The following is a 23,549-nucleotide window of genomic DNA, read 5'->3' on the forward strand; positions in this document are numbered from 1 at the left end:
AATGACCAGCAAGCGTCTAAATTGACAGCAATCCGGGCGCAAAATAGTGCCGTGACAAGCCTTTTGCTGAAGTGAGCCAGTGCTGTATTCAGCTTCGCTGATGCGGGAAGTAGGACGCAACAGCCTTGGCTTGAGAGGTTCCGTGCAAGTGCGCCGGTTCGGAATGTATCTTTAGCCACTGCTTTTCTTTACTTCCTTACATTTTATGATTCAACCTCTACGTATTGGGCTACTGTGCGCCCTGCCACTGCTAGCCGCGGCTGCCGTTTCGGGTCAAGCGCTACCTGCCGATGGCACACCTCAGTTGCGGCTACTCCCGGCCCCAAACGGGGCCGCTCTGCGCCAGCTCCCGCTCGATAGCCGCGCGCTGCTCCGCCAGGAGCTGGCCCTGCGCCCCACCGACGACCTGCGCGCCCTGCGCGTGGAAACCGACGAGCTGGGCCAGCGCCACGAGCGGTTTCAGCAATACTTCAATGGGGTGAAAGTGGAGCACGGCCAGTATACCGTGCACCGCACGGCCGGCGTGCTCAGCGGCGAGTTTAAGCCCGTGTCCGCCACCCTCAGCACCAAGCCCGCCCTGAGCGCTGCCGCCGCCTTGCAGCGCGCCCTAGCCACTATAGGAGCCAGCCGCTACATGTGGGACGATGCCGCCGAAGAAGCCGGCCTCAAGCGCGAGCAGGGTAACTCCGCCGCTACTTACCGCCCTACCGGCGAGCTGGTGGTGGTGGAGGATTACCGCCAGCCCAACGCCGCTCAGCGCCCGCTGGTGCTGGCCTGGAAATTCAACGTGTATGCCCAGGAGCCGCGCAGCCGCGCCTACGTATATGTGGAGGCCCGCACCGGCGACGTGGTGCTGCGCGACGATATCATCAAGCACGCCGCCGGGCTGCTGCCAGCGGGCGCGCAGGCCGCCAAAGCTGGTGCTACCCGGCCCGCTGGGGTGCGGGGCACGCAGGTGGCCGCCACCGGCACGTTTGCCACGCGCTACATGGGCAGCCGGCAAGTGGCTACCGACTTGCTCGGCGGCAGTTACCGGCTGCGCGACTACACCCGCGCCGCCGGCATCGAAACCTACAACCTGCGCACCAGCACCAGCCTGGCCGGGGCCATTGACTTCACCGATACCGACAATAACTGGACGGCCGCCGAGTTCAACAACGCCGCCAAGGACAATGCCGCGCTCGACGCGCACTTTGGCTCGACCCAGGTATATGACTACTGGCAGACCGTGCACGGCCGCAACTCCTGGGACGGCCTGGGTGGCAAGCTGGTGAACTACGTGCACTACCGCGCCGCTTACGACAACGCCAGCTGGAACGGCACGGCCATGCAGTACGGCGACGGGGCCACGGCCTTCAGCCCCCTTACTGCCCTGGACGTGTGCGCGCACGAAACCGGCCACGGCATCTGCCAGGCCACGGCCGGCCTGGTGTACCGGAACGAATCGGGAGCCCTCAACGAAGGCTTCTCCGATATTTGGGGCGCGGCCGTGGAGTTCGCCACCGACCCCACCAAGCAAACCTGGATTGTGGGCGAAGACATCAGCCTGACTTCGGGCGGCCTGCGCTCGATGAGCAACCCGCTGAGCACGGCCGTGCTCTCGACCTGCCCGGCCAACTACCGGGGCCGCCGCTGGAACTTCGGCACAACGGATAACGGCGGGGTACATACCAATTCGGGCGTGCTCAACCATTGGTTTTATATTCTGAGCGTGGGCAAAACCGGCGTGAACGAACAGCAGCAGGCCTACGCCGTCACGGGCATCGGCATCAGCAAGGCCGCGCGTATTGCTTACCGCGCCGAGCGCCTCTACCTCACGCCGAATTCCGACTACCGTTCGGCGCGGGTATTTACCATTCAGGCCGCTACGGATTTGTTCGGAGCCAATTCGGCCGAAGTAACGGCCGTGATTGATGCCTGGTACGCCGTGGGCCTGGGTACCAGCAGCTCGGCCCCGGCTGGTGCGCAGGCCCAGTGCCTCGCCGACGACGCCGCCGTGCTTACGGCGGTGGCTTCCTCCACGGCTATCTGCGCTGGCAGCCCGCTCACCCTCACGGCCACGGCCGCTTTCCCGAGCACCCGCCGCATGCGCAACACCACGGCCACGGCCTTGCCCGACGGCGCTACCGCCTTCACGGCCCTGCCCGTGTACAGCACGGCCGTAACGTTCGGCTCCACGCTGCAGCGTGGGCTCGAAAATGCTTATCGCAACTACTCCGACCTGACCGGCGTGCGGGTGCGCCTCGCGCACGCCCAGCCCGGCCAGGTGGCCCTGCGGCTGGCTGTGCGTGGCACCGACGGCACCACCAGTTACCTGAATCTGGCCCCGGCACTGCCTACCGCCAGCGGCTCCGCGCCGGTGGCGCTCGACCTCACCTTTGCCACCAGCGCTACAACCGCTCTGCCCGCTACGGTGGCCGGCAGCACGCTCACGGGCACGTTCCAGGCGGCGGCGGCTTTCGGCAGCATCACGCCGGGCACGTTGGCCAACATCAGCCTCGAAGCCCAGGATAGCCAGGCTGGCAGCACCGGCACCATCGAGCTGGTGGAGCTGCTCTTTACCCGTATTGCCACTGATGCGCCCTCGGTGCGCTGGGTGGGCCCGGGCCTGGAGGCCATCAGCCTGACCACGACCACCACGCCGGCCGGCCCGGTGGGCGGCGGCACCGCCACTTACCGCTACACCGTGCTGGCCTCCGACCCGTTCTTCGGCTGCACCAGCGCCCAAGCCGTGACGGTGACGGTGAGCCAGCCGGTATTAACCGCTACGGCGCTGCAAACGGCCCTGTGCGCCGGGCGCGGCCAGGCATTCGGCCCCATCGACCTGCGCGTGACGGCCGACGATAGCGTGGCCGGGCAGACGTATTCCTGGACCGGCCCCGCCGGCTACTCGGCCGTGGGTAAGAACCGCCGCACCACGCCCACCCTGGCCGGCCGCTTGCGCTACATCGTGAACACCGCCACGCCGGGCTCGAACTGCGCCGTGCAGCAAACCGTGACGGTGATAGCCCGCCGTCCGGTGGCCGCCGCCCCAGCGGGCCTCGATTCGGTGTCCTGCGCCAGCGCCACCACCCGTCTGCGGAGCCGTCCTTTTGAAAACCAGCTCACCGGTCCGTATCAGTTCGCCGGGAGCAGGCAGATTCCGGACAACAACCCCGTGGGAGTGCGCATTCCGCTCACCGTGGCGGGTTCGGCTGAGGGTTTTTTCGACCTGCGCGGCGTCCGCGTCAGCATCACCCACCCCTACACCGGCGACCTCATTCTGTATGTGGAAGCGCCCGATGGCACCCGCGTGCTGCTGAGCCGCTTGAACGGTGGCGCGGGCGGCAACTACCAGAACACCCTGTTTGTGGACTCGGTGGGTGCCCGCGCCCTGGGCACGGGTGCCGCGCCCTTCCTGGGCAGCTGGAAAGTTGACGAGCCCACGGGCTTCGCCAAGCTGCGCAATGCGTCCCAGACCGGTACCTGGAACCTGTTTGTGGTGGATGCCGGCCCCTCCGACGTGGGCCCCGTAACGGCCTGGAGCCTGGTAACCCGCGACAACAGCGTGACTTGGAGCGGCCCCAACGGCATCACGGCCACGGGCAGCAACGTGCTGGCGGCTACTCCGGCTACCCCCGGCCGCTACCGCTACATCGGTGTCACTACCACGGCGGGCGGCTGCACTTTCCGCGATACCGTGGACGTGCGCGTGGCCCCCAGCCCCGAATGGCACTTGCGCCAGAACACTGACCTGGCCTTAGCTGCCAACTGGACCTGCCTGCCCACGCCCACCACCGATGCCGAAGTACGCGGCATGGCTAACGGCCAGCCTGTTCTGACAGCCGGTCTGGTGCAAGTGCGCAACCTCACCCTGCGTACTGGCACGGCGCTGGCTCTCAATGGCGGCACGCTGGAAGTGTACGGCAGCCTGACCCTGGAGCCCGGGGCTACCATTGCCGGCACCAACGGCACACTTAGTTTACGCGGTGCCGCCGTCACGCTCACCGCTCCCGCGGCCACTGCTTTCCAGGTCCCGCGCCTGCTCGTGAACCTGCCCGCCGCCACCGATACTGCCCGCCTGGCCCAGGCTCTCACCGTGGGCACGGCCGTCGTTATGCAGCGTGGTGTTTTGAAAACTCAGGCTTCGACCCTGGCCCTGCTTGCGGGCGCTACCATTGCTGAAACCGTCGATTCTTATGTGTCGGGCCGGTTGGTGACTTCGGGGGCATTGGCGGTGAACAGCAGCCAGGATTTTGGCGGCGTCGGCCTCACCGTTTCCCAGGTTTCGGGTAGCCTGGGTTCCGTCAACCTCACGCGTAGCACTGACCAGGCCATTGGCCGGGCCCCGGCCCGCACCAGCATTCGCCGCTATTTCACCCTGAGCTTCCTGCCTACCGTTGCTATCAGTGGCACCATGCGGCTTAACTACCGCGATGCCGAGCTGAACGGCCTGGCCGAAGCCGACCTGCAGCCCTTCTACACCGGTGCGGTGGGACCACCCACGGGGCCGTGGTCGCCCCTCGCCCGCACGGCTCAAAGCAGCACGCAGAACTACGTGGAATGGAGTTCGGCCCTCGCCGGCACTTTCACCCTTAGCACGCCCAGCGCCATGCTGCCTACCCGCAACGCGGCCAATGCCAGCTTTGTGGTGCAGGCGCAGCCGGTGCCGTTTGGCGCGGCCGGTTTCTCGCTTTCGGTGCAGGCTGCCCGGCCGCAGGCCGCCGCCTCGGTGGCCGTATACGACCTGGCTGGTCGCCTGCTGGTGCAGCGTTCGGTGGCCGTGCCCGTTGGGCTGAGCGCTGTGGCCCTTCCCGAAACCGGTCGCCTGGCCGCCGGCGTGTACGTGGTGCGCGTGCTGCTGAATAACGAAATTCAGACCCTGCGCGTGACCCGGGAATAACCCACTGCCGCTCGTTTAGAAACGGCGCTTCGGCCCCATCACAGGAGCATGGCTTCAACTGGATGGGGGCCCGAAGCGCCGTTTTTGCGTTGGGGCTTCTGCGCCAGCTCGGTGCATAATCTGCGTAACTTTCCTTCGTTACCAACCCATTGTTGAGCCCACTTTAGATGAGGTCCGATTTCGATAATTCGCTGCCCCCGAGCCGGACCACGACTAACCGTGATGTAGCGCGAACTACAGAGTTCGCGCTACAGTTTGTCCTGCCGAATGAGGGCGCGGTAGATGCGCAATAGCATCGGCTGCGGCACGCGTAGGCGATAGAGTAAGGTGAGTAGATAGAAAACTCCCTGCAGCCGGAAAATGCCGTTTTCCCGATACTTGCGGGCCGAGGTGGTGATTTTAGCTGGCAATACTCGGAGCTTGGTGTGCTGCTTGAGCCGCCGCGTAATCTCCTGGTCCTCCATCACAATGAAGTCCTCGCGGTAGCCGCCAGCTTGCTCAAACACGGCTTTGAGCGCGAACAAACTCTGGTCGCCGAAGCGGGCTGCTTCCACATCGAAGCGCGTAAACCAGGCGTTGGCCCGCAAAAACCAGTGGGACATGTCGAAGGCCAGGCGGTAGCAGCCGCAGCCGTAGCCCGCGCCCACCGCCCGCCGAATATCATCCGGGAAGCCAACGGGCGGGTACGTGTCGGCGTGCAGAAAATACAGGATGCTGCCCGCCGCGTGCCGGGCCCCGTAGTTAAGTTGCGCGGCGCGGCCTTTGGTGGGGCAGGCCAGCACGCGGGCTCCGGCTTCCCGGGCCAGGGCGGCGGTAGCATCGGTGCTTTGCCCGTCGGCGATAATGATTTCAACGTTTGCCTCAGGGTGCGCCCCGGCCTGGCGCAGGTGCCGTAGCAAAGCCGGCAGAGCGGCCGCCTCGTTGTAGGTGGGGATGATGATGCTTATCAGCTCCGGCGCGGTTGGGGCAGAAGGAGGCTGGGTTGGCATCAGTGAGTTGAGTGGAGAGTTGTTAATCAAAAGAACGTCATGCTGAGCGCAGCCGAAGCATCTTGCTCGCATCGTTGAACGATTGAGTTAGTACCACACGCGAGATGCTTCGACTACGCTCAGCATGACGTTCTTTCGATTACCGATTACCGATTACCGATTACCATTAGTTCAAGTAAGGCGACTCCAACTCCTGGCCCATGCTGGTGAGCGTGTCGGGGCTGTGGCGGCCGGTGAGGCGGGTGCTCAGGGCGCGGGCTTCGGGCGCGCTCAGCACGTCGAGCTCGTGCAGCCACGCTACGCGGCGCAGCTGCGGCTCGATGAAGCCCAGCGGGTTAATCTGGCCGTATTCATCGCGCAGGTAGGTTTTGGTGCGGCGTTCCAGCTCGGCCACCAATGCCCGGAACTGCTTGCGCTGCCAGGGCCGGCCCGCCAGCGTGAGGGCGAGGTGAGCCGTTTGCAGCCGAAACGTGCACCACTGCTGCTCGAAGCGCAGCCACATGGCCAGCGCGTTGATTCCCAGAATCAGCCACCACCAGTACAGCGCCGACGTAGCCTGGCCGGTAGCCAGCCACTCGCGCCAGGGGCCGCTGCCCAGCACCACCAGTATCAAGACCGTCATCAGCACTTGGTTGGTAGGAATTTGGCGATGCTCGCCCGACTGCATGGGCAGAATTTCCTCGTACGGAACTTCGGTTTCGAGCGTGGCCACTCCTTGGGGGTTGCGCTTGCACACGTACAGGCTTTCGGCCCGCAAGGCAATGTGCGTGGTACCCAGGAAAAGCTGTTTTTGGATGAAAATCATTCAGAGAAAGGCGAACAGCAGCGCAGGCTTACGCAGGCACCGCCCGGAATAATGTTGATAGAAATACTGCTGGTAACCAGCCGAATGGCAAGCGAAAGTTTGCGCTACTTAAATGGACTTGGCGTAAAGCACACCACAAAAATAGCCACCATAACCCAACCCAGAAGGTGCCGGCCGCGGCTAAGCGGCCGCTCATCGGGCGCGGGCGGATGGTAGATGCCCGTGAGCCGCCCCAGCAGCAGGCCAAACACCAGCCAGCCCGGGTTGCCGGTAGCCGCCGGCCAGACTGCCGCGCACGCCACCTGCGCCCCCCAGATGCCCGCCGCCAGCAGCAGTCCCTGGCGCGGCCGGGGCAGCACCCGCCAGAATATCAGGGCCAGGTAGCCGGCGTAGACGGGCGCCCCGTAAGCCCAGGTTTGCCAGTCGTTGCGCGGGGAGAATATCCCCAGGCCGGCATAAAAAATGAAGGCCACGAATAGCACCAGCACCAGCCGGTTGAAGCGCCCCGGCCCCAGCAAGCCGTAGAGAATGTGGCCGCCGTCGAGCTGGCCCAGGGGTAGTAGGTTGAGGGCCGTGAAGAACAGGCTGAGCGCGCCGGCCAGCAGCACGGGGTAGTGCAGCAGCTCGTTGACGTGCGGCAGCCGGGCGGGGTCGGCCAGGGCGGTTTCGAGCCAGCGGTAGATGAGCGGCCGGGCCAGCGTGTAGCCGCCCGAGGTGCCCGGCGGGTACACGTGGCGGGCATAATCGGCCCCGTACTGCGCGTAATCGGGGTGAATGGCAAACAGGTAGTCCAGCGGCGGCAGGTGCGTGAAGCCGTACACCAGCACCGCTATCGCCACCACAAAGCCCGCCAGTGGCCCGGCTAGTCCGATGTCGAAGAACTCGCGCCGCGAAAAAATCCGCTCCCGAATGCGAATAATGGCCCCGAACGTACCCAACCCCATCGGAAAGGGAATGAAGTAGGGCAGCGACGTGCGTACCCGGTTATAGCGCGCCGTGAAGTAGTGCCCAAACTCATGCACCGTGAGCACCCCCAGAAACGGCACCGCAAACCACAGCCCCCGCTCCAGCTCGGCCCACAGTGCCGGCCCGCGCAGCAAAAACACCCGCCACGGGAGCCAGTTGAGCGGTTCTTCCTGGGCCTGGGTGAGCTGGATGCCCGCCAGCGTGGTGGTCACGAGCGTAAGCAGAAACAGGCCGCCGTGCAGCGCCGCCGTGCGCCTGGGCGAAGGCGCGGGCTCGTACCCGGCAAACCGCTCGAAGCGGCGGAATAAGTGGCGGGCCCAGCGGGTGCGGGTTAGGGGGCGGCCGTCGGCCGGGGGAGCGGCCACATCGGCCGGAAAACCCGCAAATTCTGGTTCAGACGGTGGCGGGGGCGTATTCTCGGGGAAAGGCACGGAGAGCTTCGGGCAGGGCGGTGAGGAGGGTGAGGGGCGGGGCTAGGTGCAGCACCCGCAAGCCCAGGCGGCGGGCGGTGGCCACGTGCTGCGGACTGTCTTCGATAAATAACACGTCGGCGGCCTGCCAGTTCATTTCGGCCAGCGCGTGGCGGAAGATTTCCTCGCCCGGCTTGCGCAAGCCCACCTCCTGGGAGTAGAAGACGCGGTCGAGTACGTCGGCAATGCCGTTTTTGAAGCCGTACTTGGTGGCCAGCCGCTGGTTGATTTCGGCAATGTGCAGCGCATTGGTGTTGCTGAGCAGCGCCGTTTGGTGGCCCTGCCGGCGCAGCTCGCCGATGAGGGCGAGGCGCTCGGCGGGCACGTCGAGCAGCATGGCGTGCCAGGCGGCATCCAGCTCGGCGTCGGTGGCGTCGAGGTCGTAGGCTTCGCGCAGGCCGGTTCGGAATTCGGCGGGGGAGAGGTGGCCGGTTTCAAACTTATCAAACAGTTCGGCCTGCTGGGCCTGACTGAAGGCAATGGTACTGCCGGCCCTACCGGGTACGACCCGGCTCAGCCGGCGGATGGCGGTGGGGGTGGCGTCGTAATCGATGTCGATGATGACGCCGCCGAAATCAAATAGCAAATGAGGAAGCATGAGGTGGGTTTTGCTCGGGGTTGGTTCTGGATTGCGGATGCTTCTGCGGGCGTGTGAAAAAATAAGAAAGCAGCAACCCGTAACTATCTGACGAAGGTCGTACATTTGTACCGTCGAAGGGCCAGCAATGGCAAGCGTTTAACGGTTAAACAGTTAAGCACTGCCTTCGGCAACGGGCCTATAGCTCAATCGGTTAGAGCAGCTGACTCATCAAGTAGGCGTTCTTTGAATTTATGAAGCAGTGCGTTGTTTGTGAACAACCGATAGCTGGTCAGAAGCAGAAGTATTGCAGCAATGCATGCAAGCAGAAGGACCATTACCATCGGGTGAAAACCCAAACAAACACCTACCATTCGCAAACACTCCGGTCGTTGAAGCGCAAGCTCCAACTAATCGAGCTGTTTGGGGGTGGTTGCCGGAATTGCGGCTACGATGCCAACGTAGCTGCGTTGCATTTCCATCATTCCGACCCGACCATGAAAAGCATGAAGCTCGACATGCGGGTACTTTCCAATCGGAGCTGGGAAGCAATTATGGCCGAAGCAGGCAAATGCGAGCTACTCTGCTCCAATTGTCACGCCGAAGAACATCATCCGGAATTGGCGCTTCATACTATTCAGCGAATACTTAGCGGTGCCTCCCGGCGGGAAACCACGGGATGAGCAGGGGGTTAATTCAGGGAAACCTGTTCGTGGCAATCGTGCCACGATGGCAATCCTGAGCCAAGTCGGGGAACGGTCATAAAAGTACCCGGAAGGTGCAGAGACTAGGAAGTGAGCAGACCATGCAATACGCTTCCACCAACGCCCCCCACCTACGTTCGCCTCGGCGAATACGGTGATGAGATAGTCCAACTACTCCGGGAAACCGGAGGAAAGTGAATCAGCAGGTCCTTGGTTCGATTCCAAGTGGGCCCACGAAAAAGCCTCTCACGGTAGCGTGAGGGGCTTTTTTATGGTGGTTGGGTTGTGATTCGCTTTGGGCGTCATGCCTCGGCTGCGCCCGGTATGACAACGTGCTGCCGGAGGTGTCCCCTGATTCAGCCTCGCCGCTACGCCGCGTAGGCATCTTCCGGCTCCAGGTGGCGCAGCAGGGACAGGGCCGCGAGGGTGGCCAGCAGCGGCTGCACCTGCGCGGCGCGGGTGCGGCGGAACCGGGCCGCCACCTGCGCGGCCGTGACGGGGGCGGCGGCTTGCGCTACCACGGCCCGCACGGCTTGCATTTGGTGGGCCAGCTCGGTGGGCCAGGGCTGGGCGGCGGTGGCATCGGCGGCGGCTACGGCGGCGGGGCCGGTGGTGGGCAGGCGCAGGGCGGCTTGCTGCTGGCCGGGGGCCTGGTAGGCGGGGCGCAGGTAGCGCACGGTGCCGGCCAGCTCCTCGGCGGCGCGGGCGTGGTTGAGGGCCACCAGGCGGGCCAGTAGCTCGGCATCGGGCAGGGCGAGGGGCCAGCCGTAGGCATCGGCCACGGCGGCGTCGAGGTCCTGGTGCAGCGAGAGCAGCACGGAGGCCAGGCCCAGCTGGTTGGTGGCCTGCTCCTTGGCCGTGAGGGGCTGGCCGGCGCGGAGCTGCTCTACCACGTTGTAGAGGGTGGTGAGGGTGAGGCCGGGGTGCTGGGCCTGCTGGCGTTTGCGGTGCGCGTCAATGGTTTCGGCCAGCTCGCGGATACGGGCCTGCTGGGCGGGCGTGGCATCGGGGAAGGGGAACGGGTCGAAACAGCGGGTTTTTGAATAAATTAAGTCGTTGCCTACTCCCATTCTAGCACCTGTTGCAGAAGCCCAACAAGTATGAGTGTGGCTAGAAAGCACCCCTAAGAAATAAGCATTACTCAATGAGAAAGCAATCAGCCTGTTGTCAGGAAGTATGTCAGCATCCAAAAATTGAAAAGTGCGAAACTTAGCTGTTTCTACAGTTGCAATGTATCTAGGTAGCCCTTGTAATGCTGGGCGAAAACTTCCCCTTGCTTCGCCAAAAATCCACCAGTTATCCCTATAAGTTGCGCGGTTATTTTGGTCGCGCTCAGGCTTTACCGTCTCCATTACGTGTTGATAAACAGCTGGAAATTTAGCTAGAACGTCAGCAGAACCCAATCCAAACAAATCAATCACCATTGACCCACGGGGCCGGTCTGTTAGGTCTTTGCCGTTGCGATAGGAGCGAATATAGGTTTCTAGGCCCGGTATATCTCCTAGTCCTAACTGCTTGGCTTTTTCTGGCTCTACAATGAAGCCAGCTCCGTGCAATTTTACACCTGGGCTACTAAGGCCTGCGTTCGCCTTCAGTGGTCGGGCACTATCCAAATCAGCTCCGATACTCAAATCAGGCTGAATACGCCCCTGTTGCTCCTTGAAAGTTACATCAGCTGCTTCGTCACCTTCAGGTACGTTTTCCGATTGCACCAACAACAGCCGGCCGGGTACTGCTACTGTGCTGGTCGGCTCGGCTACGGTTATGGCAATCCGCACGGCGGCCCCATCGCCACTGTCTACCCACGGATGGTCGGGGATGGCAAAGGTGAGGGCGAGCGGGGGCGTGTCGCCTTCCAGAAACGGCTGCATGACGCGCCGGTTAAACGTCTGTTTCAGGCTGTTGGTGGTGATGAAGCCGAACCGTTCCGTAGCGCCGGCTTGCGTGGCCTGGGCGGCGTGGTGCCACCAGTACATCACGAAATCAGCCGATTCGGGCACTTGCCCTTTGTAGGCTTTGCGGAGCGCCTCGGCGTACCCGTCACCCAGCACGTCGCGGAGGCGGCTGGCCCCGATAAACGGCGGATTCCCCACGATAAAATCAGCCTGGGGCCACTCGGCGGGGCGGGGGTTGGGGTAGTCGAGCACCACGGCGCGGGCGGTTTCGTCGGGCACGGGCAGGCCCGTGACGGGGTGCGGGCGGGTGGCGCCGTCCCAGCGGGTCACGGGCTGGCCGTGGGCATCGAGGCGGGTCACGGGCTGGCCGTGGTGCAGGGCCGCGTCCTGCTGCCGGATGTTGTGGTCGTCGGTGAGCAGCGGCTCCGGCATCTGGGTGAGGCCGTGGGTGCGGATGTGCCACTGCAGGTAGCCGATGCGCAGCACCACGTCGGCGATGGCGGCCGCGCGGGGGTTGAGTTCCAGGCCCAGCAGCTGGCGCGGGCCCACGGTGGTGGTGCCGGCCAAATCGAGCAGGCCCGTTTGCCCGAAGCTGTTGATGGCGGCCAGCACTTCGCCCTCCAGCCGCTTGAGGTGCTCCAGCGTCACGTACAGGAAGTTGCCCGACCCGCAGGCGGGGTCCAGGATTTTGACCGACGTGAGGCGGGCGAGGAACTTCAGCAGCTCGGCGCGGGCGTCTTTGTCCTTGCCCTCGGTTTGGCGCTGGGCGCTGGCGGCCTGGGCGGCGGCCCACTCGCGGCGCAGGGGTTCGAGCACGGTGGGCAGCACCAGGCGCTCCACGTAGCGGCGCGGGGTGTAGTGGGCGCCCAGCCGGTGCCGCTCGCGGGGGTTGAGGGCGCGTTCGAGCAGGGTGCCGAAAATGGCGGGCTCCACGGTGGTCCAGTCGGCGGCGGCGGCGGCGCGCAGCAGCGTGAGCTGCGCCGCCGACAGGGCCAGGGCCGTGGCCCCGTGAAAGAGCTGGCCGTTGAAGCGGGGCAGCCGGGCGGCTAGCGTGGGCGCAAAGCCCCCGGTGTCCATGGTGGCCCACAGGCTCGTTAGCGCGTCGGACAGGTGCGGGCGTAGCGCGTTGGTATCATACTGTTTCAGCAGGCCGGTGAAGGACTCCTTGGGAATGAGCTGCACGTCTTCCGAAAACATGGTGAACAGGCAGCGCATCAGGAACGCGGCCACCACTTCCGACGCGTGCCCGGCCTGCTCCAGCTGCGCCGAGAGGGCGGCCAATTGGGCGGCCAGCTGGCGGGTTACCTGGGCGGCGCGGCGGCTGGGGTCCAGCGCGCGCGGGTCGAGGAAGAGCTGCCGGAGCTGGGCGCGGGTGTCCTCACTGGCCAGCGCGGCCAGCGGCAGCCGGAACCGTTGCGAGTCGGGAAAGGGCACGAAGGAATCGCCCACCCCGGCAAAGTTGCTGTACAGGTCGAGGCAGTAGCCCACGTCGGCTACCACCACAAACAGGGGCCGGGGCTCGGTGGCGGGCAGGGCGCGCACGTAGCCCAAGGCCTGCTGGCGGGCGGCTTCCATCATGAGCCGCCACTTGGGGGTGTTGCGTTGGGCGTGGCCCTTGCGGCGTTTTTCGGAGGGCAGGCCCAGCTGGGCCAGCTCGGTGCGGGCGGCCGTGTCGGGCGAGTCGGTGCCCTGCTTGGTTTCGAGCACGAAGCAGCCGCGCTTGTAGAGGTCGATGCGGCCGGTGCTCTTTTTGGTGGCCCCGTCGTCGAAGGTCACGGCGCGTTCCAGCACGTAGGCGTCCTGGGCGGGGCTGTCGGTAGTGGCGTCGGGGCGGGGCACGCCCAGCAGGTCGCAGAGGTCGGTGAGAAACAGGCCGTAGTTGGCGCGTTCGGCCCCGCCGGACGGTTGCCAGCGGGCTTCAAATTCGGAGTACGTCACAAAGGAAAAATGGAGCCGCGAGCTGTCGGTAGATACGGTGGGCCGAAGGTAATTGAAATCGGTAGGGCGCATTCCTGCGGCGGTCTGGCTAAGAAGCTGTTTGAGTTAATAAAACGGTCATGCTCATCTGGCGTCCGCTTGTCGAAGCATCTCTACCGCTTCGTTGCCCCGGCTTAAGCGAAGCGGTAGAGATGCCTCGACAAGCGGAAGCCAGATGAGCATGACCGTTTCAGAATGATTTTAGCTAACTCAAACAGCTTCTTAGCCGGACACAATGCAGAAGCTTGATACCTCAAAAGAAATCCCCGGTCATCTTCGGCCCGCCGACCCGATGAGCGCTTACCAGCACATTACCCAGCGTCAGGGCCAGGTGCTGGTACGCTGGCTCTGCCATGCCTTGCGGGCAGCCCCCGAGCCAGCGTGGCGCTGATAAACAGGAAAGCTCCGGCTGCCTGAGCAGCCGGAGCTTTTTGATGTCTCTGGTGTTTTCTCAGCTTCGCCAGCAGCTGGTTTTCACACGGGCAAGATAGGTGAAGGAAAGTACCGGTGCAAGCACGAAACAGAAAAGTAACGACACAGTTCGCTGCCTGCAAAGCATAGGGACCGAAAAGCCGGCTGAGTGAGTTGAAGCGTTGAAAATGTCAGCGAGTTGCGCCGGCCCTTGGCTCGTATTTCGGCGTGGCGCAAGGGTTGGGCGGCACGTTGGGGAGACGCCAAGGGGCGTGCTTCCATACCGTGCTGCCCAATTCAATTCAAAGCTGTTTGAGTTAGCTAAAATCATTGTGAAACGGTCATGCTCATCTGGCGTCCGCGCAGTCGAAGCATCTCTACCGCTTCGTTTGAGCCGGTGCAACGAAGCGGTGGAGATGCTTCGACAAGCTCAGTATGACCGTTTTATTAACTCAAACAGCTTCTTAGTGATTTGTCAGTCGGTATGACGGTCACTCCGTTCTCTGAATTCCTGAACAGCTTCTTCATTAAAATGAAGTATAATTCATAATAAGCAAATATTTATACTTTTTATTATTGTTTATTGATAAAAAATTTGCACTTTTATGTTAGATTATATTGAATTACAGTCGCAACTACGCTGCTTCAGCGGGCCGTAGATACCGTCAGCAAACGTCAGCATACTCAAAATTCCCAGGCATGAAAAATCAAGAGCAGGTTCCGAAAATAATTGCTGCATTGGTTACCCGTGCTGCCAGCATTGAGCTTCGGTTCATAAGTAAAAACGGAGTTGCCAACTCGGTGGGACTCTATTCGGACTTAATTGTGGGCGTCGAGGCCCCCAATTCGACTACGCCGCCCGTTTCGATGAGGCTGGGCGATATGCAGGAACTGCGCTTTGTGGAAGCCGCCGCTTACAGCAACTGCACGGTCATCTACTGGCAGGTGACGGTCAATTCCGAAGACGCCATCCAGGCGGCCTGCGAGGCCTTGGAAGGCGAGGGCTGCAAGACCGTAGTAGGCATACACCATCGGCCCGACCAGCCTAAAACGTTATGCTGCCTCATGCAGGACCCGGGCGGTAATCTGTTTGGCCTGATTATCAACCCGCCCTATCCATTTATGCGTCAGCCACTGGGTCGCTACCTCGCCCCGCTAGCTGCCCTGGTCGCTGGCATTGCCCTGTTACCGATACTGAAGGCGTTGAAGCGCCGCCCCGATGGCCCGGCCCGTTAGGCTGAGCTGCGCGTTCACAATTCTTACTGGCGCACAGAAGGCCGGCCCGTTCCGGTCACGTTTCGGCGCGTCTTTCTGCTTATGAAATGCTGGCTTACCCTGTGCGTAACGGTTGGAACGCTGCTGCTGCTGCTGCTGTCCGGCTCCGGCCTGCGGGCGCAGGCCCAGTCGCGCACCGCCGATAGCCTGCGGGCGCTGCTAAGTACCCAGCCGCGGGCTGATACGCTCCGCATGCGCCGGCTGCAGGCGCTGAGTGCGGAGTTATTGCTCAAGGATTTGCCAAAAGCCATTGTGGCGCAGGAGGCCGCCCTGAAACTGTGCCGCCGCCTGCACGAGGAGAAAAGCGAAGGCAGTATTCTTATGCGCCTGGCCACCCTCTACCGGCGCCAGGCCAGCTACCGGCAGGCCCGGCGCTATACCAAGCAGGCCCAGGAGCTGTATGCCCGGCGCGGCGACCGCGCGGGCATGGGAGTGACGTACCTGCAGCTGAGCTTTATTGAATCGGAGCAGAGCAACCTGACCGGGGCCTTGCGGGCGGCTATGCAAGGCCTGCAGTACGCCGGGCAGGCGGGCGATAAGGTGACCCAAGTCCGCCTGCAAGTGGCCCTGGGCATCGTGTACTTGCAGCTCGGCAACTACACGGATGCCCTGCCCGCGCTGCGGGCCACCCTCAAAAATGCGGAGGCGCTGGACGACAAGCACATGGTGGCCTCTGCCCTCAACCTGCTGGGCAACACGCACCAGAAGCTCAAGAACTGGAGTCAGGCTCAGACCTATTTTCTGCGCTCGGTGCAGCTGAACCGCAAGCTGGGCGACCTGCAAAGTGCCACCATCGACGAAATCAACCTTTCGGACCTGTACGGGCAGCAAAACAACCACGCCCAGGCGCTGGCCTACGGCTTGCAGGCGCGGACCTCCGCCCGCGCCAACCACGACGCCTATAACCTGCCGCCCGCCGAGCTGGCCTTGGCTCGGGCCTACCTCAATACCCAGCAGCTCGACAGTGCCATTGAGCTGGCCCAACGCGGCTTCCGGCTGAGCCAGGCCTTGCACAACAACGAAAACCTGCGCAACGGGAGCGATATTCTGGCCCAGGCCTACGCCCGGCGCGGGCAGTTTGCCCAGGCCTACGAGTACCAGCGGCTGTGGGCCGCCTACCAGGATTCGCTCTCGGGCGAGGATATCCAGCGCCGCACCAGCGCACTGCGCTACGGTTTCGAGCTGGAAAAAAAGCAGGACCAGATTGCCCTGCTCACGCAAGGCCGGCAGCTGGCCGCCCAGAACGCCTACCGGCAGCGGCAGGAGATGCGCGGCCTGCTGGCGGGGCTGCTGGGCGTGCTGCTGCTGGCCGCGCTGCTGGCGCGCAACATTTACCTCAAGCACCGCGCCAACCGTGTACTGAAGCTGAAAAGTGACCTGATTGTTGAGCAGCGCGACAACCTGGACCGTACCCTCACGGAGCTGAAATCGACGCAAGGCCAGCTGGTGCAGAGCGAGAAAATGGTGGCCCTGGCCGCCCTGATGGCCGGGGTGGCCCACGAGATTCAGAACCCGCTCAATTTCGTCAACAACTTTTCGGAAGTGAGCCTGGAGCTGCTGGCCGAGCTGAAGCAGGAGCACGGCCAGCCCAACCGCGACCCAGAATTTGAGGCCAGCCTGCTCGATGACCTGGGCCAGAATGTCAGCAAGATTCACCAGCACGGCTCCCGCGCCAGCGCCATTGTGAAGGGCATGCTGGAACACTCGCACGTGCACACCGGCGAGCGCCAGCCCGTCGACCTCAATGCCCTGATGCGCGACTACCTGCGCTTGGCTTACCACAGCCTGCAGGCCAAGTACCGCGACTTTACCGTGGCCCACAGCTTCGAGCTGGACCACAACCTGGGCCTGCTGCATCTGGAGCCCCAGGAGGTGGGCCGGGTGCTGCTCAACTTGTTCACCAACGCCTATTATGCGATGCACCAAAAAGCCACGCTGCTGGGCGCGGCCTACCAGCCCACGCTGAGCGTGAGCACCCGCCGCCGCGGCCCGAATGTGGAGCTGCACGTGCGCGACAACGGTACGGGCATTGCCCCGGCCGTGCTGGAAAAGGTGTTTGACCCGTTCTTCACCACCAAGCCGCCCGGCGACGGTACCGGCCTGGGCCTTTCGCTCAGCTACGACACCGTGACCAAAGGCTACGGCGGTCAGCTCACCGTGCAATCCAAAGAATCAGAATTTACTGAATTCACCGTCAGGCTGCCCATAACGCGGCCGTTGCTGGTTGAAAGCTACGACGATGGCGAGCTAGCCACGGATGGCTAACGGCGGCCATGCCCTAAGGCAGCCGCCGCAGCCCCAGCACTCCCGCAATAATCAGGCTGGTGTAAAACACGCTCAGCCAGGAAAATGGCTGCTTGAGGTAGAGCACATCGACGAGCTTGATGCCGACCACGGCCAGCGCCATCCAGGCGGCATAGGCGGTGGCGGTAGGCAGCTCGCGCATGGCCAGCGACAGGAACATCACATTCGCCAGCCCAAAAGCCACGTAGGCTACCAGCGGCACCAGCGGCAGCAGTAGCACCGGCTGCGAAATAGTATGCGCCCAGTCTACCTCGCGGATACGCTGCATGTTGAGCGCTTTGAGGCTATACGTCCAGCAGACCTCCATAAAAGAGGCCAGAAATAAGGCAAACCAGGGATTAATCAACGGGGCAGGGCGGCAGTAGGGGTGAGGTGCGCGGGGGCAGCCGGCGGGGCCGGCGCAACGGTGAAATTACCGCCCGGCCGCTGCGCGGGCACCGTGCTGGTGTGGGTTTCGGGCACGGGCCAGCCTTGTAGCGGGCGCAGGGCCGGCACGCGGTTGGTCAGGCGCGTGAGCAGGCGCCCGCGCAGGCCATGGTAGGCTCGGAACCAGCCTGAGCGTTGGGCCAACGCCGCTTCATCGAACCGGGCCACGGAGAATACGTGCTGGCTGAAATAGTCCTTCGGGAAAGCATAGGGCAAGCCCCACTTCTGGGGCTTGTGGTCGGGCAGGTAAGCCGTGCCGAATAGCCAATCCCAAAAAGCGAATTTGGTCGAAAAGTTGGCGTAAAACACCTCCTCGTGGTCGGCGTGGTGCCAGAGGTGCATTTCGGGACCGTTGATGAAGTACTGCAGCCGCCCCGATTTGACGTTGATGTTGCAATGAATCCAGATGCCCCACACGGCATCAATGCAGGCCTTGATGGGCACCACCATGGGGTCGGCCCCCAGCAGGATAATGGGCGCAAACTCAATGGTTTGGTTGATGATGATTTCCAGCGCGTGGGAGCGTGAGCCCGCCAGCCAGTCTACCTGCTTGCCGGAGTGGTGCGCCTCGTGGGTGCGCCAAAACAGCGGGCTGCTGTGTTGAAACCGATGAAACCAGTAGATGTAAAAGTCATGGGTAATCACGAAAAATAGCACCTGCACCCACACCGGCCAGCCGGTCACAAAATGCAGCTTTGAAAAGCCGTAATGCTGGTCGAGCGGCAGAATAATGAAATCGAAGATGATGATTTTCAGGGCATAGCTCTGAACCAAGGTGTAGAGCACCAGGTCCGTCCAGAAGCCTTCCCGAAAAAACGGCAGCCCCTTGCGGTACGGGAAGTACCGCTCCAGCGTGATAACCACGGCCACCCAGCTCAGCAGAATCGCCGTAGTGATGATTTCAACCTGTTGCATGGCGTGTAAAGGTGAAACTGATGTCTGTCATCCTGAGTGCAGCGAAGGACCTTATCACGTCCAAACGGCTTGTTCTAATGTGATAAGGTCCTTCGTCTCTGCTTTAGTCGCAGAATGCTCAGGATGACAAACGGAAGTGGAAATAATACGCGGTTTCAACCCAAACCCTTTACTCGTTGTTCGGCGTGAGCTCGCGGCGCAGGCGGGCGCGGGGCTCCCGCTCGCTTTCATACACAACCTTGATACCGTCGCCCAGGCCGGTCTCCACGTCGCGGATGTCGCGCACGAGCTTGCCCATGCCACCGGGCTCTACGCTGGCGGCGTGGTCGGAGCCCCACATGGCGCGGTCCAGGGTGAAGTGGCGCTCCACGAAGTTGGCACCCAATGCCACGGCGGCTACGGTGGTCGTCAGGCCGGTTTCGTGGCCCGAGTAGCCGATGGGTGTTGCTGGGAACATGGCTTGCAGGGCGGGTACCATGCGCAGGTTCAGCTCCTGCGGTGGGCAGGGGTAGGAGGAGGTGGAATGGGCCACCATTAGCTTATCGAGCCCCACCCATTTCACGGCCTGCGTAATTTCGTCCAGCGTGCTCATGCCGGTGCTCAGCATCAGCGGCCGGCCGGTGGCGCGCACACGGTTTAGCAAGGGCCGGTCGGTGAGGGAGGCGGAGGCCATTTTGTAGAGTACGGGCGAGAATTGCTCCATGAAATCAACCGAGGGCTCGTCCCAGCACGAGGCAAACCAGTCGATGCCCAAGGCGCGGCAGTAGTCGTCGATGGCCGTGTATTCGGTCTGCCCAAACTCGGTTTTGCGTTTGTAATCGATGTAGCTCATGCGGCCCCAGGGGGTATCGCGCTGCTTTTCCCACTGGTCTTTGGGCACGCACAGCTCGGGCGTGCGCTTCTGAAACTTCACGGCATCGCAGCCCGCCTTGGCGGCCTCCGAAATGAGTTGCTTAGCCAAATCGAGGGAGCCGTTGTGGTTAATGCCGATTTCGGCAATGATGTAGGCCGGATGACCCGCGCCAATGAATCGGTTTTTCCGGATTTCAACTGCGTTCATAAAGCAAGTAGTTACGGTTTGGGAAAGAGTGAGGTGACCGAATCAATCGGTAAGTTGCGGAGTAAGAATTAGATGGCGGTCCAGCCGCCGTCCACCACCAAATTGGCCCCGGTCATGTAAGCGGAGGCGTCGGAGGCCAGGAACACCACGGCCCCTTGGTAATCGGTGGCGGTAGCCATGCGGCCCAAGGGCGTTTTGGCGCTGTACTGTTTCACAAAAAAAGCGTCCTGGCTGTTCTCTACGCCGCCCGGCGAGAGCGTGTTTACGCGCACGCCCGCCTGGCCCCAATAAGCAGCCAGGTAGCGCGTGAAATTCACCACCGCGCCCTTGGTCATGGGATAGGAAGGGGATTTGTAGAAGGTTTGCTCGCCGGCTTCGTTGCGGTAAATGCTCTGGTCGGGGCCCACCATGCCGTAGGTACTGGCCACGTTGATGATGGAGCCGTGGCCCTGTTGCGCCATGGGCGTGCCGAACACCTGCGCCGCCAGAAATACGCCCGTCACGTTCACTTCCAGCACCTGCTGAAAGGTGGCCAGCGGGAAGTTTTCAAACTTGCTCAGGTCGGCCGCCAGGGCCGGGTTCTCAAACATGTCGTTGATGGCGGCATTATTCACCAGCACATCAATGTGGCCGAAACGGGCCAGAATCTGGTCGCGTGCCGCCGCTAATGACTCCGGGTTGGTCACGTTCACAATCAGTGCTAGGTGCGGACCGCCGGGCAGCCCGGCTACCACAGCCGCGCAGGCTTCGGCATTGAGGTCGGCCACTATCACGTTGGCCCCGGCTTTTGCCAAAGCTTCGCAATGCTGCCGGCCAATGAGCCCGCAAGCACCGGTGACGATGGCCGTTTTATTGGTGAGGTCGAAAAGGTCCAAGTTGAAGCTGTTTAGTAATTTGTCAGTCGGTCATGCCGAGCGCAGCCGAGGCATCTCGCTCGGGCCGTCCGGGCCGTTCAACGAGGCGAGCGAGATGCCTCGGTCCCTGGCTTGATGCGCCACATGCTCGGCATGACGTTCTTTTTACTTCGCTTTCACCGGCGCGGCGTTCGTCACTTTGCGGAACACGGCTTCCACCGGCTCGCCAAGTAGGCGGCCCGTTACGTCACCAGCCTCGATGGCGGCTTTGAGCAGCGGCAGTACCTCGCGGTAGGTGGCCAGAGTGTGGGCCACGTCGGCATCGGTGTGCGAGAAGCACATGTTGTGGAAACCGCCCCACATGATGCCGCGCTTGAACAGCTCCTGCTGCATGAAGGCCTTTATTTCCATCGGGTTGCCGGCCGAAGCATCGAAGGTTACTATCGTGCGGCAGTCGTAGCCGTAGCATTTGGTGTGCTGGCTCAGGCCCAGCTCAGCGGCGATTTCGTTGTAACCGTCCTTCAGCTTTTTGCCCTGTTCGGCAAGGCGGGCAGGCACGTTCTGCTCGCGCATTTCGGCGATGGTGGCCATGGCGGCGGCCATGCTCAGGGCCTCGCCCCCAAACGTGGTGAAGAAGAAAACGTCCTGCTCGAACAGCTCCATCACGTCGCGCCGGCCGGTGAGCAGGGCAATGGGCATGCCGTTGGCGAAAGCCTTGGAATACACCGCCAAATCGGGCGTGATGCCGAAGTATTCCTGCGCGCCGCCCACCGCGATGCGGAAGCCGGTCCACATCTCATCGAAAATCAGCAGCGTGCCGTTCTCCTTGCACAGCCGGGCCACTTCGTGCAGGAAATTATCCTTGGGCGCGTCGAAAATAAACGGCTCCAGAATCACGCAGGCCACGTCCTCATCGAGCAGGGCGCGTAGCGAATCGAGGTTGTTGTATTCAAAAGCCGTTGTCAGTCCCTTGATTTCTGCCGGGATGCCCTTGTCACGGCTGGTGGTGCCGATGTACCAATCGTGCCAGCCGTGGTAGCCGCAGCACAGCACCTTATCGCGCCCCGTGAAGGCGCGGGACACCCGCACCGCCGCCGAGCACACGTCCGCACCGGTCTTGCTGATGCGGATGCTTTCGGCGTTGGGAATAATCTCATGAATCAGTTCCGACAACTCCACTTCCAGCTCGTGCATCATCGAGAACGTGATGCCGTCCTGCAGCTGCGCTCGAATGGCGTCATCGACCCGCGGATAAGCGTAACCGAGCGAAATCGGCCCGATACCCATCTGAAAGTCGATGTACTCGTTGCCGTCCACGTCCCAGATGTGGGAGCCGGCAGCGCGCTTCACGTACTTTGGGCTCACGCCTTTGGTGTACTGACCGGGGCCTTTGGCCAAGGTCTGGGTCACGGGCGTCATGATTTTCTGAGCGCGGGCGTAGAGCTCGTCCGACTTGGTGATGTCGGGGTAGTTTTCGTTGGAAGAAACGGTGTTGGGCATGGCTGATTTGAGATTGACGAAGTCAGGGTGGCGTTTACATTTTGAGGCGAAGTGCACGTCTTCTCGTCCAATAGCCCAGCAAGTAAGCCGCAGACACAGAAGAAATTATTGATGCAATGCCCAGGTACAAATCATGAAAAAACAGGTTCCAGGCGAATAGCTTGGCTGCAAAGGCCGAAGCTAGAACGAAAAGACCCGTTTGAACGACTACAAAGTGAGAGACCGACTCGTTAATGGGAATTGGTAAAAAACGATGCCCAATCCAATAGGGAAGGAGATGAAATACTGCTTTAATCGAAGCGTAAATAAGAAGTCCTTCCCACAGTATTTTAAACAAGGAAGTCGAATTGTATTCTGAGAAATAGCCCCAAGTTGCGAAAGCAACGGCACCAAAGACGGTTTCAACAGCCCATATCAGCAGCACTTTGCTGGTGAATCCCAATAATGTTCTCTCGGATGAAGCATAAAAGCGCATCCCTACTCAGCAAACTGGTTTTCCAGCACCGTCGGACCGGCGGCAATGGCGGCCCCCGACTCACCCAGTGCCGCCGCGATGCGCCGGGCAATGTGCTGGCCAGTGAAGCCCTCGTACTCCAGCACCGCGCTCAGGCGGCCGGGGCGGTACCACCGCTCCTCCAGCGCCAGCGGCAGCACGCGGGCCGTGAGCTGGTTGCGCAGCAGCACTTCAGCCAGAATGGAATACAAGCCGCCGGTGATGAAATGGTCTTCCACCGTGACGATAAGGGAGCCGCGCCGCACCACATCGAGCAAGGCCGCTTCGTCGATGGGCTTGAGGCTGCGCAGGTTGACGAGGCCCACCGATTTTCCCTGAGCCTGCAGTAGCTCGCGGGCCACCAGCGTCTGCTCGAAAAGCATGCCGTAGGTGAGGATGGTGACGTCGGTGCCTGCGGCCACTATTTCGGCCTTGCCCATCTCAAATGGGGCGTGCTCGTAGGTGGCGGGGCGGGTGTTGATACGCACGTAAGCCGGGGCGGGCGAGGCCCAGATGGCGGGCAGCATGGCGAGCATGTCGGCCTCGTCGGCAGGGGCGAAAACGGTCATGCCGGGGATGCCGCGCATCAGGCTCACGTCCTCGATGGCCTGGTGGGTGGGGCCGTTGCCGTCGGAGAGAAAGCCGGGCACGAAGCCGCTCAGCTTCACCGGCAGCTGGCCGATGCCCACGTCGGTGCGGATGAATTCGAACGCCCGCAGCGTGAGGAAGGTGGCCAGTGCGTGCACCACCGGAATGCGCCCGCGCAGGGCCAGGCCGGCCGCCGCGCCAATAAGGGTTTGCTCCGTGATGCCGGTATCGATGAAGCGCGGGCCGAGCACGGCGGGCAGATTGCGAATGAGGGCCCGGTTTTCGGCCGTCATCACCACCAGGCGCTCATCGGCCAGGGCAGTTTCCTTGATAAGTTCTTCGTAGGTCATACGTTTTAGTTTTCTCAGTTCAATGGACGTCATGCTCATCTGGCGTCCGCGCAGCCGAAGCATCTCTACCTCGGAAGTAATCAATGCTACCACAACGAAGCGAGCGAG

The 23,549-nt window shown here is 62.3% G+C and carries 17 protein-coding genes; 5 read left to right on the forward strand and 12 right to left on the reverse strand.

The window, feature by feature from the left end:
* The first annotated feature begins 205 nt into the window (after nucleotides 1–205).
* On the forward strand, nucleotides 206–4,882 hold the full coding sequence (locus tag IEW17_RS03515) for a M4 family metallopeptidase (RefSeq protein WP_188560634.1): 4,677 nt from the start codon (nucleotides 206–208) through the stop codon (nucleotides 4,880–4,882).
* Nucleotides 4,883–5,130: 248 nt separating this feature from the next.
* Here the strand turns inward: IEW17_RS03515 and IEW17_RS03520 are convergent, their stop codons facing one another.
* The 4 genes from IEW17_RS03520 to IEW17_RS03535 all read right to left on the reverse strand — a co-directional run bounded on the left by IEW17_RS03520 (nucleotide 5,131) and on the right by IEW17_RS03535 (nucleotide 8,710).
* On the reverse strand, nucleotides 5,131–5,871 hold the full coding sequence (locus tag IEW17_RS03520) for a TIGR04283 family arsenosugar biosynthesis glycosyltransferase (RefSeq protein WP_229748786.1): 741 nt from the start codon (nucleotides 5,869–5,871) through the stop codon (nucleotides 5,131–5,133).
* A gap of 166 nt (nucleotides 5,872–6,037) precedes the next feature.
* On the reverse strand, nucleotides 6,038–6,676 hold the full coding sequence (locus IEW17_RS03525) for a hypothetical protein (RefSeq protein WP_188560635.1): 639 nt from the start codon (nucleotides 6,674–6,676) through the stop codon (nucleotides 6,038–6,040).
* A 104-nt stretch (nucleotides 6,677–6,780) separates the two neighbouring features.
* Nucleotides 6,781–8,073: a site-2 protease family protein gene (locus tag IEW17_RS03530; RefSeq protein ID WP_308420594.1), complete on the reverse strand. Its 1,293-nt coding sequence runs from the start codon at nucleotides 8,071–8,073 to the stop codon at nucleotides 6,781–6,783.
* Nucleotides 8,036–8,710, reverse strand: a complete 675-nt coding sequence (locus IEW17_RS03535; protein WP_188560636.1) for an HAD family hydrolase — start codon at nucleotides 8,708–8,710, stop codon at nucleotides 8,036–8,038. The genes IEW17_RS03530 and IEW17_RS03535 overlap by 38 nt, the downstream gene beginning before the upstream one ends.
* Nucleotides 8,711–8,943: 233 nt before the next feature.
* Here IEW17_RS03535 and IEW17_RS03540 point away from each other — a divergent pair, with 233 nt between their 5' ends.
* Nucleotides 8,944–9,372 (forward strand): hypothetical protein, encoded by a 429-nt coding sequence (locus IEW17_RS03540; protein WP_188560637.1) that lies wholly within the window; start codon nucleotides 8,944–8,946, stop codon nucleotides 9,370–9,372.
* Between the two features lie 389 nt (nucleotides 9,373–9,761).
* On the opposite strand, the gene IEW17_RS03545 is transcribed toward IEW17_RS03540, so the two are convergent.
* Nucleotides 9,762–13,226 (reverse strand): class I SAM-dependent DNA methyltransferase, encoded by a 3,465-nt coding sequence (locus tag IEW17_RS03545; protein WP_188560638.1) that lies wholly within the window; start codon nucleotides 13,224–13,226, stop codon nucleotides 9,762–9,764.
* Between the two features lie 274 nt (nucleotides 13,227–13,500).
* Here IEW17_RS03545 and IEW17_RS03550 point away from each other — a divergent pair, with 274 nt between their 5' ends.
* From IEW17_RS03550 to IEW17_RS03560, 3 genes are all read left to right on the forward strand, one after another.
* The gene (locus tag IEW17_RS03550; RefSeq protein ID WP_188560639.1) at nucleotides 13,501–13,656 is read left to right on the forward strand and encodes a hypothetical protein; all 156 of its coding nucleotides are present in this window, start codon (nucleotides 13,501–13,503) and stop codon (nucleotides 13,654–13,656) included.
* 821 nt (nucleotides 13,657–14,477) lie between these two features.
* Nucleotides 14,478–14,912: a VOC family protein gene (locus IEW17_RS03555; protein WP_188560640.1), complete on the forward strand. Its 435-nt coding sequence runs from the start codon at nucleotides 14,478–14,480 to the stop codon at nucleotides 14,910–14,912.
* Between the two features lie 81 nt (nucleotides 14,913–14,993).
* Nucleotides 14,994–17,216: a tetratricopeptide repeat protein gene (locus tag IEW17_RS03560; RefSeq protein WP_188560641.1), complete on the forward strand. Its 2,223-nt coding sequence runs from the start codon at nucleotides 14,994–14,996 to the stop codon at nucleotides 17,214–17,216.
* 13 nt (nucleotides 17,217–17,229) lie between these two features.
* Here IEW17_RS03560 and IEW17_RS03565 read toward each other — a convergent pair whose 3' ends face one another.
* The 7 genes from IEW17_RS03565 to IEW17_RS03595 all read right to left on the reverse strand — a co-directional run bounded on the left by IEW17_RS03565 (nucleotide 17,230) and on the right by IEW17_RS03595 (nucleotide 23,441).
* Complete coding sequence (locus tag IEW17_RS03565) at nucleotides 17,230–17,601, reverse strand: DMT family transporter (protein ID WP_229748787.1); 372 nt, start codon at nucleotides 17,599–17,601, stop codon at nucleotides 17,230–17,232.
* Nucleotides 17,598–18,596, reverse strand: a complete 999-nt coding sequence (locus IEW17_RS03570; RefSeq protein ID WP_188560643.1) for a sterol desaturase family protein — start codon at nucleotides 18,594–18,596, stop codon at nucleotides 17,598–17,600. Before IEW17_RS03570 ends, IEW17_RS03565 begins: the two co-directional genes overlap by 4 nt.
* 169 nt (nucleotides 18,597–18,765) lie before the next feature.
* The gene (locus IEW17_RS03575; protein WP_188560644.1) at nucleotides 18,766–19,656 is read right to left on the reverse strand and encodes an N-acetylneuraminate synthase family protein; all 891 of its coding nucleotides are present in this window, start codon (nucleotides 19,654–19,656) and stop codon (nucleotides 18,766–18,768) included.
* Between the two features lie 68 nt (nucleotides 19,657–19,724).
* Nucleotides 19,725–20,531, reverse strand: a complete 807-nt coding sequence (locus IEW17_RS03580; RefSeq protein WP_188560645.1) for an SDR family oxidoreductase — start codon at nucleotides 20,529–20,531, stop codon at nucleotides 19,725–19,727.
* A gap of 144 nt (nucleotides 20,532–20,675) precedes the next feature.
* Nucleotides 20,676–22,010, reverse strand: coding sequence for an aminotransferase class III-fold pyridoxal phosphate-dependent enzyme (locus tag IEW17_RS03585; RefSeq protein WP_188560646.1), 1,335 nt, complete (start codon nucleotides 22,008–22,010; stop codon nucleotides 20,676–20,678).
* Between the two features lie 34 nt (nucleotides 22,011–22,044).
* The gene (locus IEW17_RS03590) at nucleotides 22,045–22,485 is read right to left on the reverse strand and encodes a hypothetical protein (protein WP_188560647.1); all 441 of its coding nucleotides are present in this window, start codon (nucleotides 22,483–22,485) and stop codon (nucleotides 22,045–22,047) included.
* A 2-nt stretch (nucleotides 22,486–22,487) separates the two neighbouring features.
* Nucleotides 22,488–23,441 (reverse strand): transketolase family protein, encoded by a 954-nt coding sequence (locus IEW17_RS03595; protein WP_188560648.1) that lies wholly within the window; start codon nucleotides 23,439–23,441, stop codon nucleotides 22,488–22,490.
* Between the last annotated feature and the right edge of the window lie 108 nt (nucleotides 23,442–23,549).

Origin of the sequence: Hymenobacter frigidus (assembly GCF_014640435.1) — a bacterium.
GTDB classification, from domain to species: domain Bacteria; phylum Bacteroidota; class Bacteroidia; order Cytophagales; family Hymenobacteraceae; genus Hymenobacter; species Hymenobacter frigidus.

What these genes read in the sequence shown, in the direction of transcription:
- IEW17_RS03515 (WP_188560634.1), top strand. Translation starts at nt 206, where the DNA reads ATGATTCAACCTCTACGTATTGGGCTACTGTGCGCCCTGCCACTGCTA.
- IEW17_RS03520 (WP_229748786.1), bottom strand. Translation starts at nt 5,871, where the DNA reads ATGCCAACCCAGCCTCCTTCTGCCCCAACCGCGCCGGAGCTGATAAGC.
- IEW17_RS03525 (WP_188560635.1), bottom strand. Translation starts at nt 6,676, where the DNA reads ATGATTTTCATCCAAAAACAGCTTTTCCTGGGTACCACGCACATTGCC.
- IEW17_RS03535 (WP_188560636.1), bottom strand. Translation starts at nt 8,710, where the DNA reads ATGCTTCCTCATTTGCTATTTGATTTCGGCGGCGTCATCATCGACATC.
- IEW17_RS03540 (WP_188560637.1), top strand. Translation starts at nt 8,944, where the DNA reads ATGAAGCAGTGCGTTGTTTGTGAACAACCGATAGCTGGTCAGAAGCAG.
- IEW17_RS03550 (WP_188560639.1), top strand. Translation starts at nt 13,501, where the DNA reads ATGCAGAAGCTTGATACCTCAAAAGAAATCCCCGGTCATCTTCGGCCC.
- IEW17_RS03560 (WP_188560641.1), top strand. Translation starts at nt 14,994, where the DNA reads ATGAAATGCTGGCTTACCCTGTGCGTAACGGTTGGAACGCTGCTGCTG.
- IEW17_RS03570 (WP_188560643.1), bottom strand. Translation starts at nt 18,596, where the DNA reads ATGCAACAGGTTGAAATCATCACTACGGCGATTCTGCTGAGCTGGGTG.
- IEW17_RS03575 (WP_188560644.1), bottom strand. Translation starts at nt 19,656, where the DNA reads ATGAACGCAGTTGAAATCCGGAAAAACCGATTCATTGGCGCGGGTCAT.
- IEW17_RS03585 (WP_188560646.1), bottom strand. Translation starts at nt 22,010, where the DNA reads ATGCCCAACACCGTTTCTTCCAACGAAAACTACCCCGACATCACCAAG.
- IEW17_RS03590 (WP_188560647.1), bottom strand. Translation starts at nt 22,485, where the DNA reads ATGCGCTTTTATGCTTCATCCGAGAGAACATTATTGGGATTCACCAGC.
- IEW17_RS03595 (WP_188560648.1), bottom strand. Translation starts at nt 23,441, where the DNA reads ATGACCTACGAAGAACTTATCAAGGAAACTGCCCTGGCCGATGAGCGC.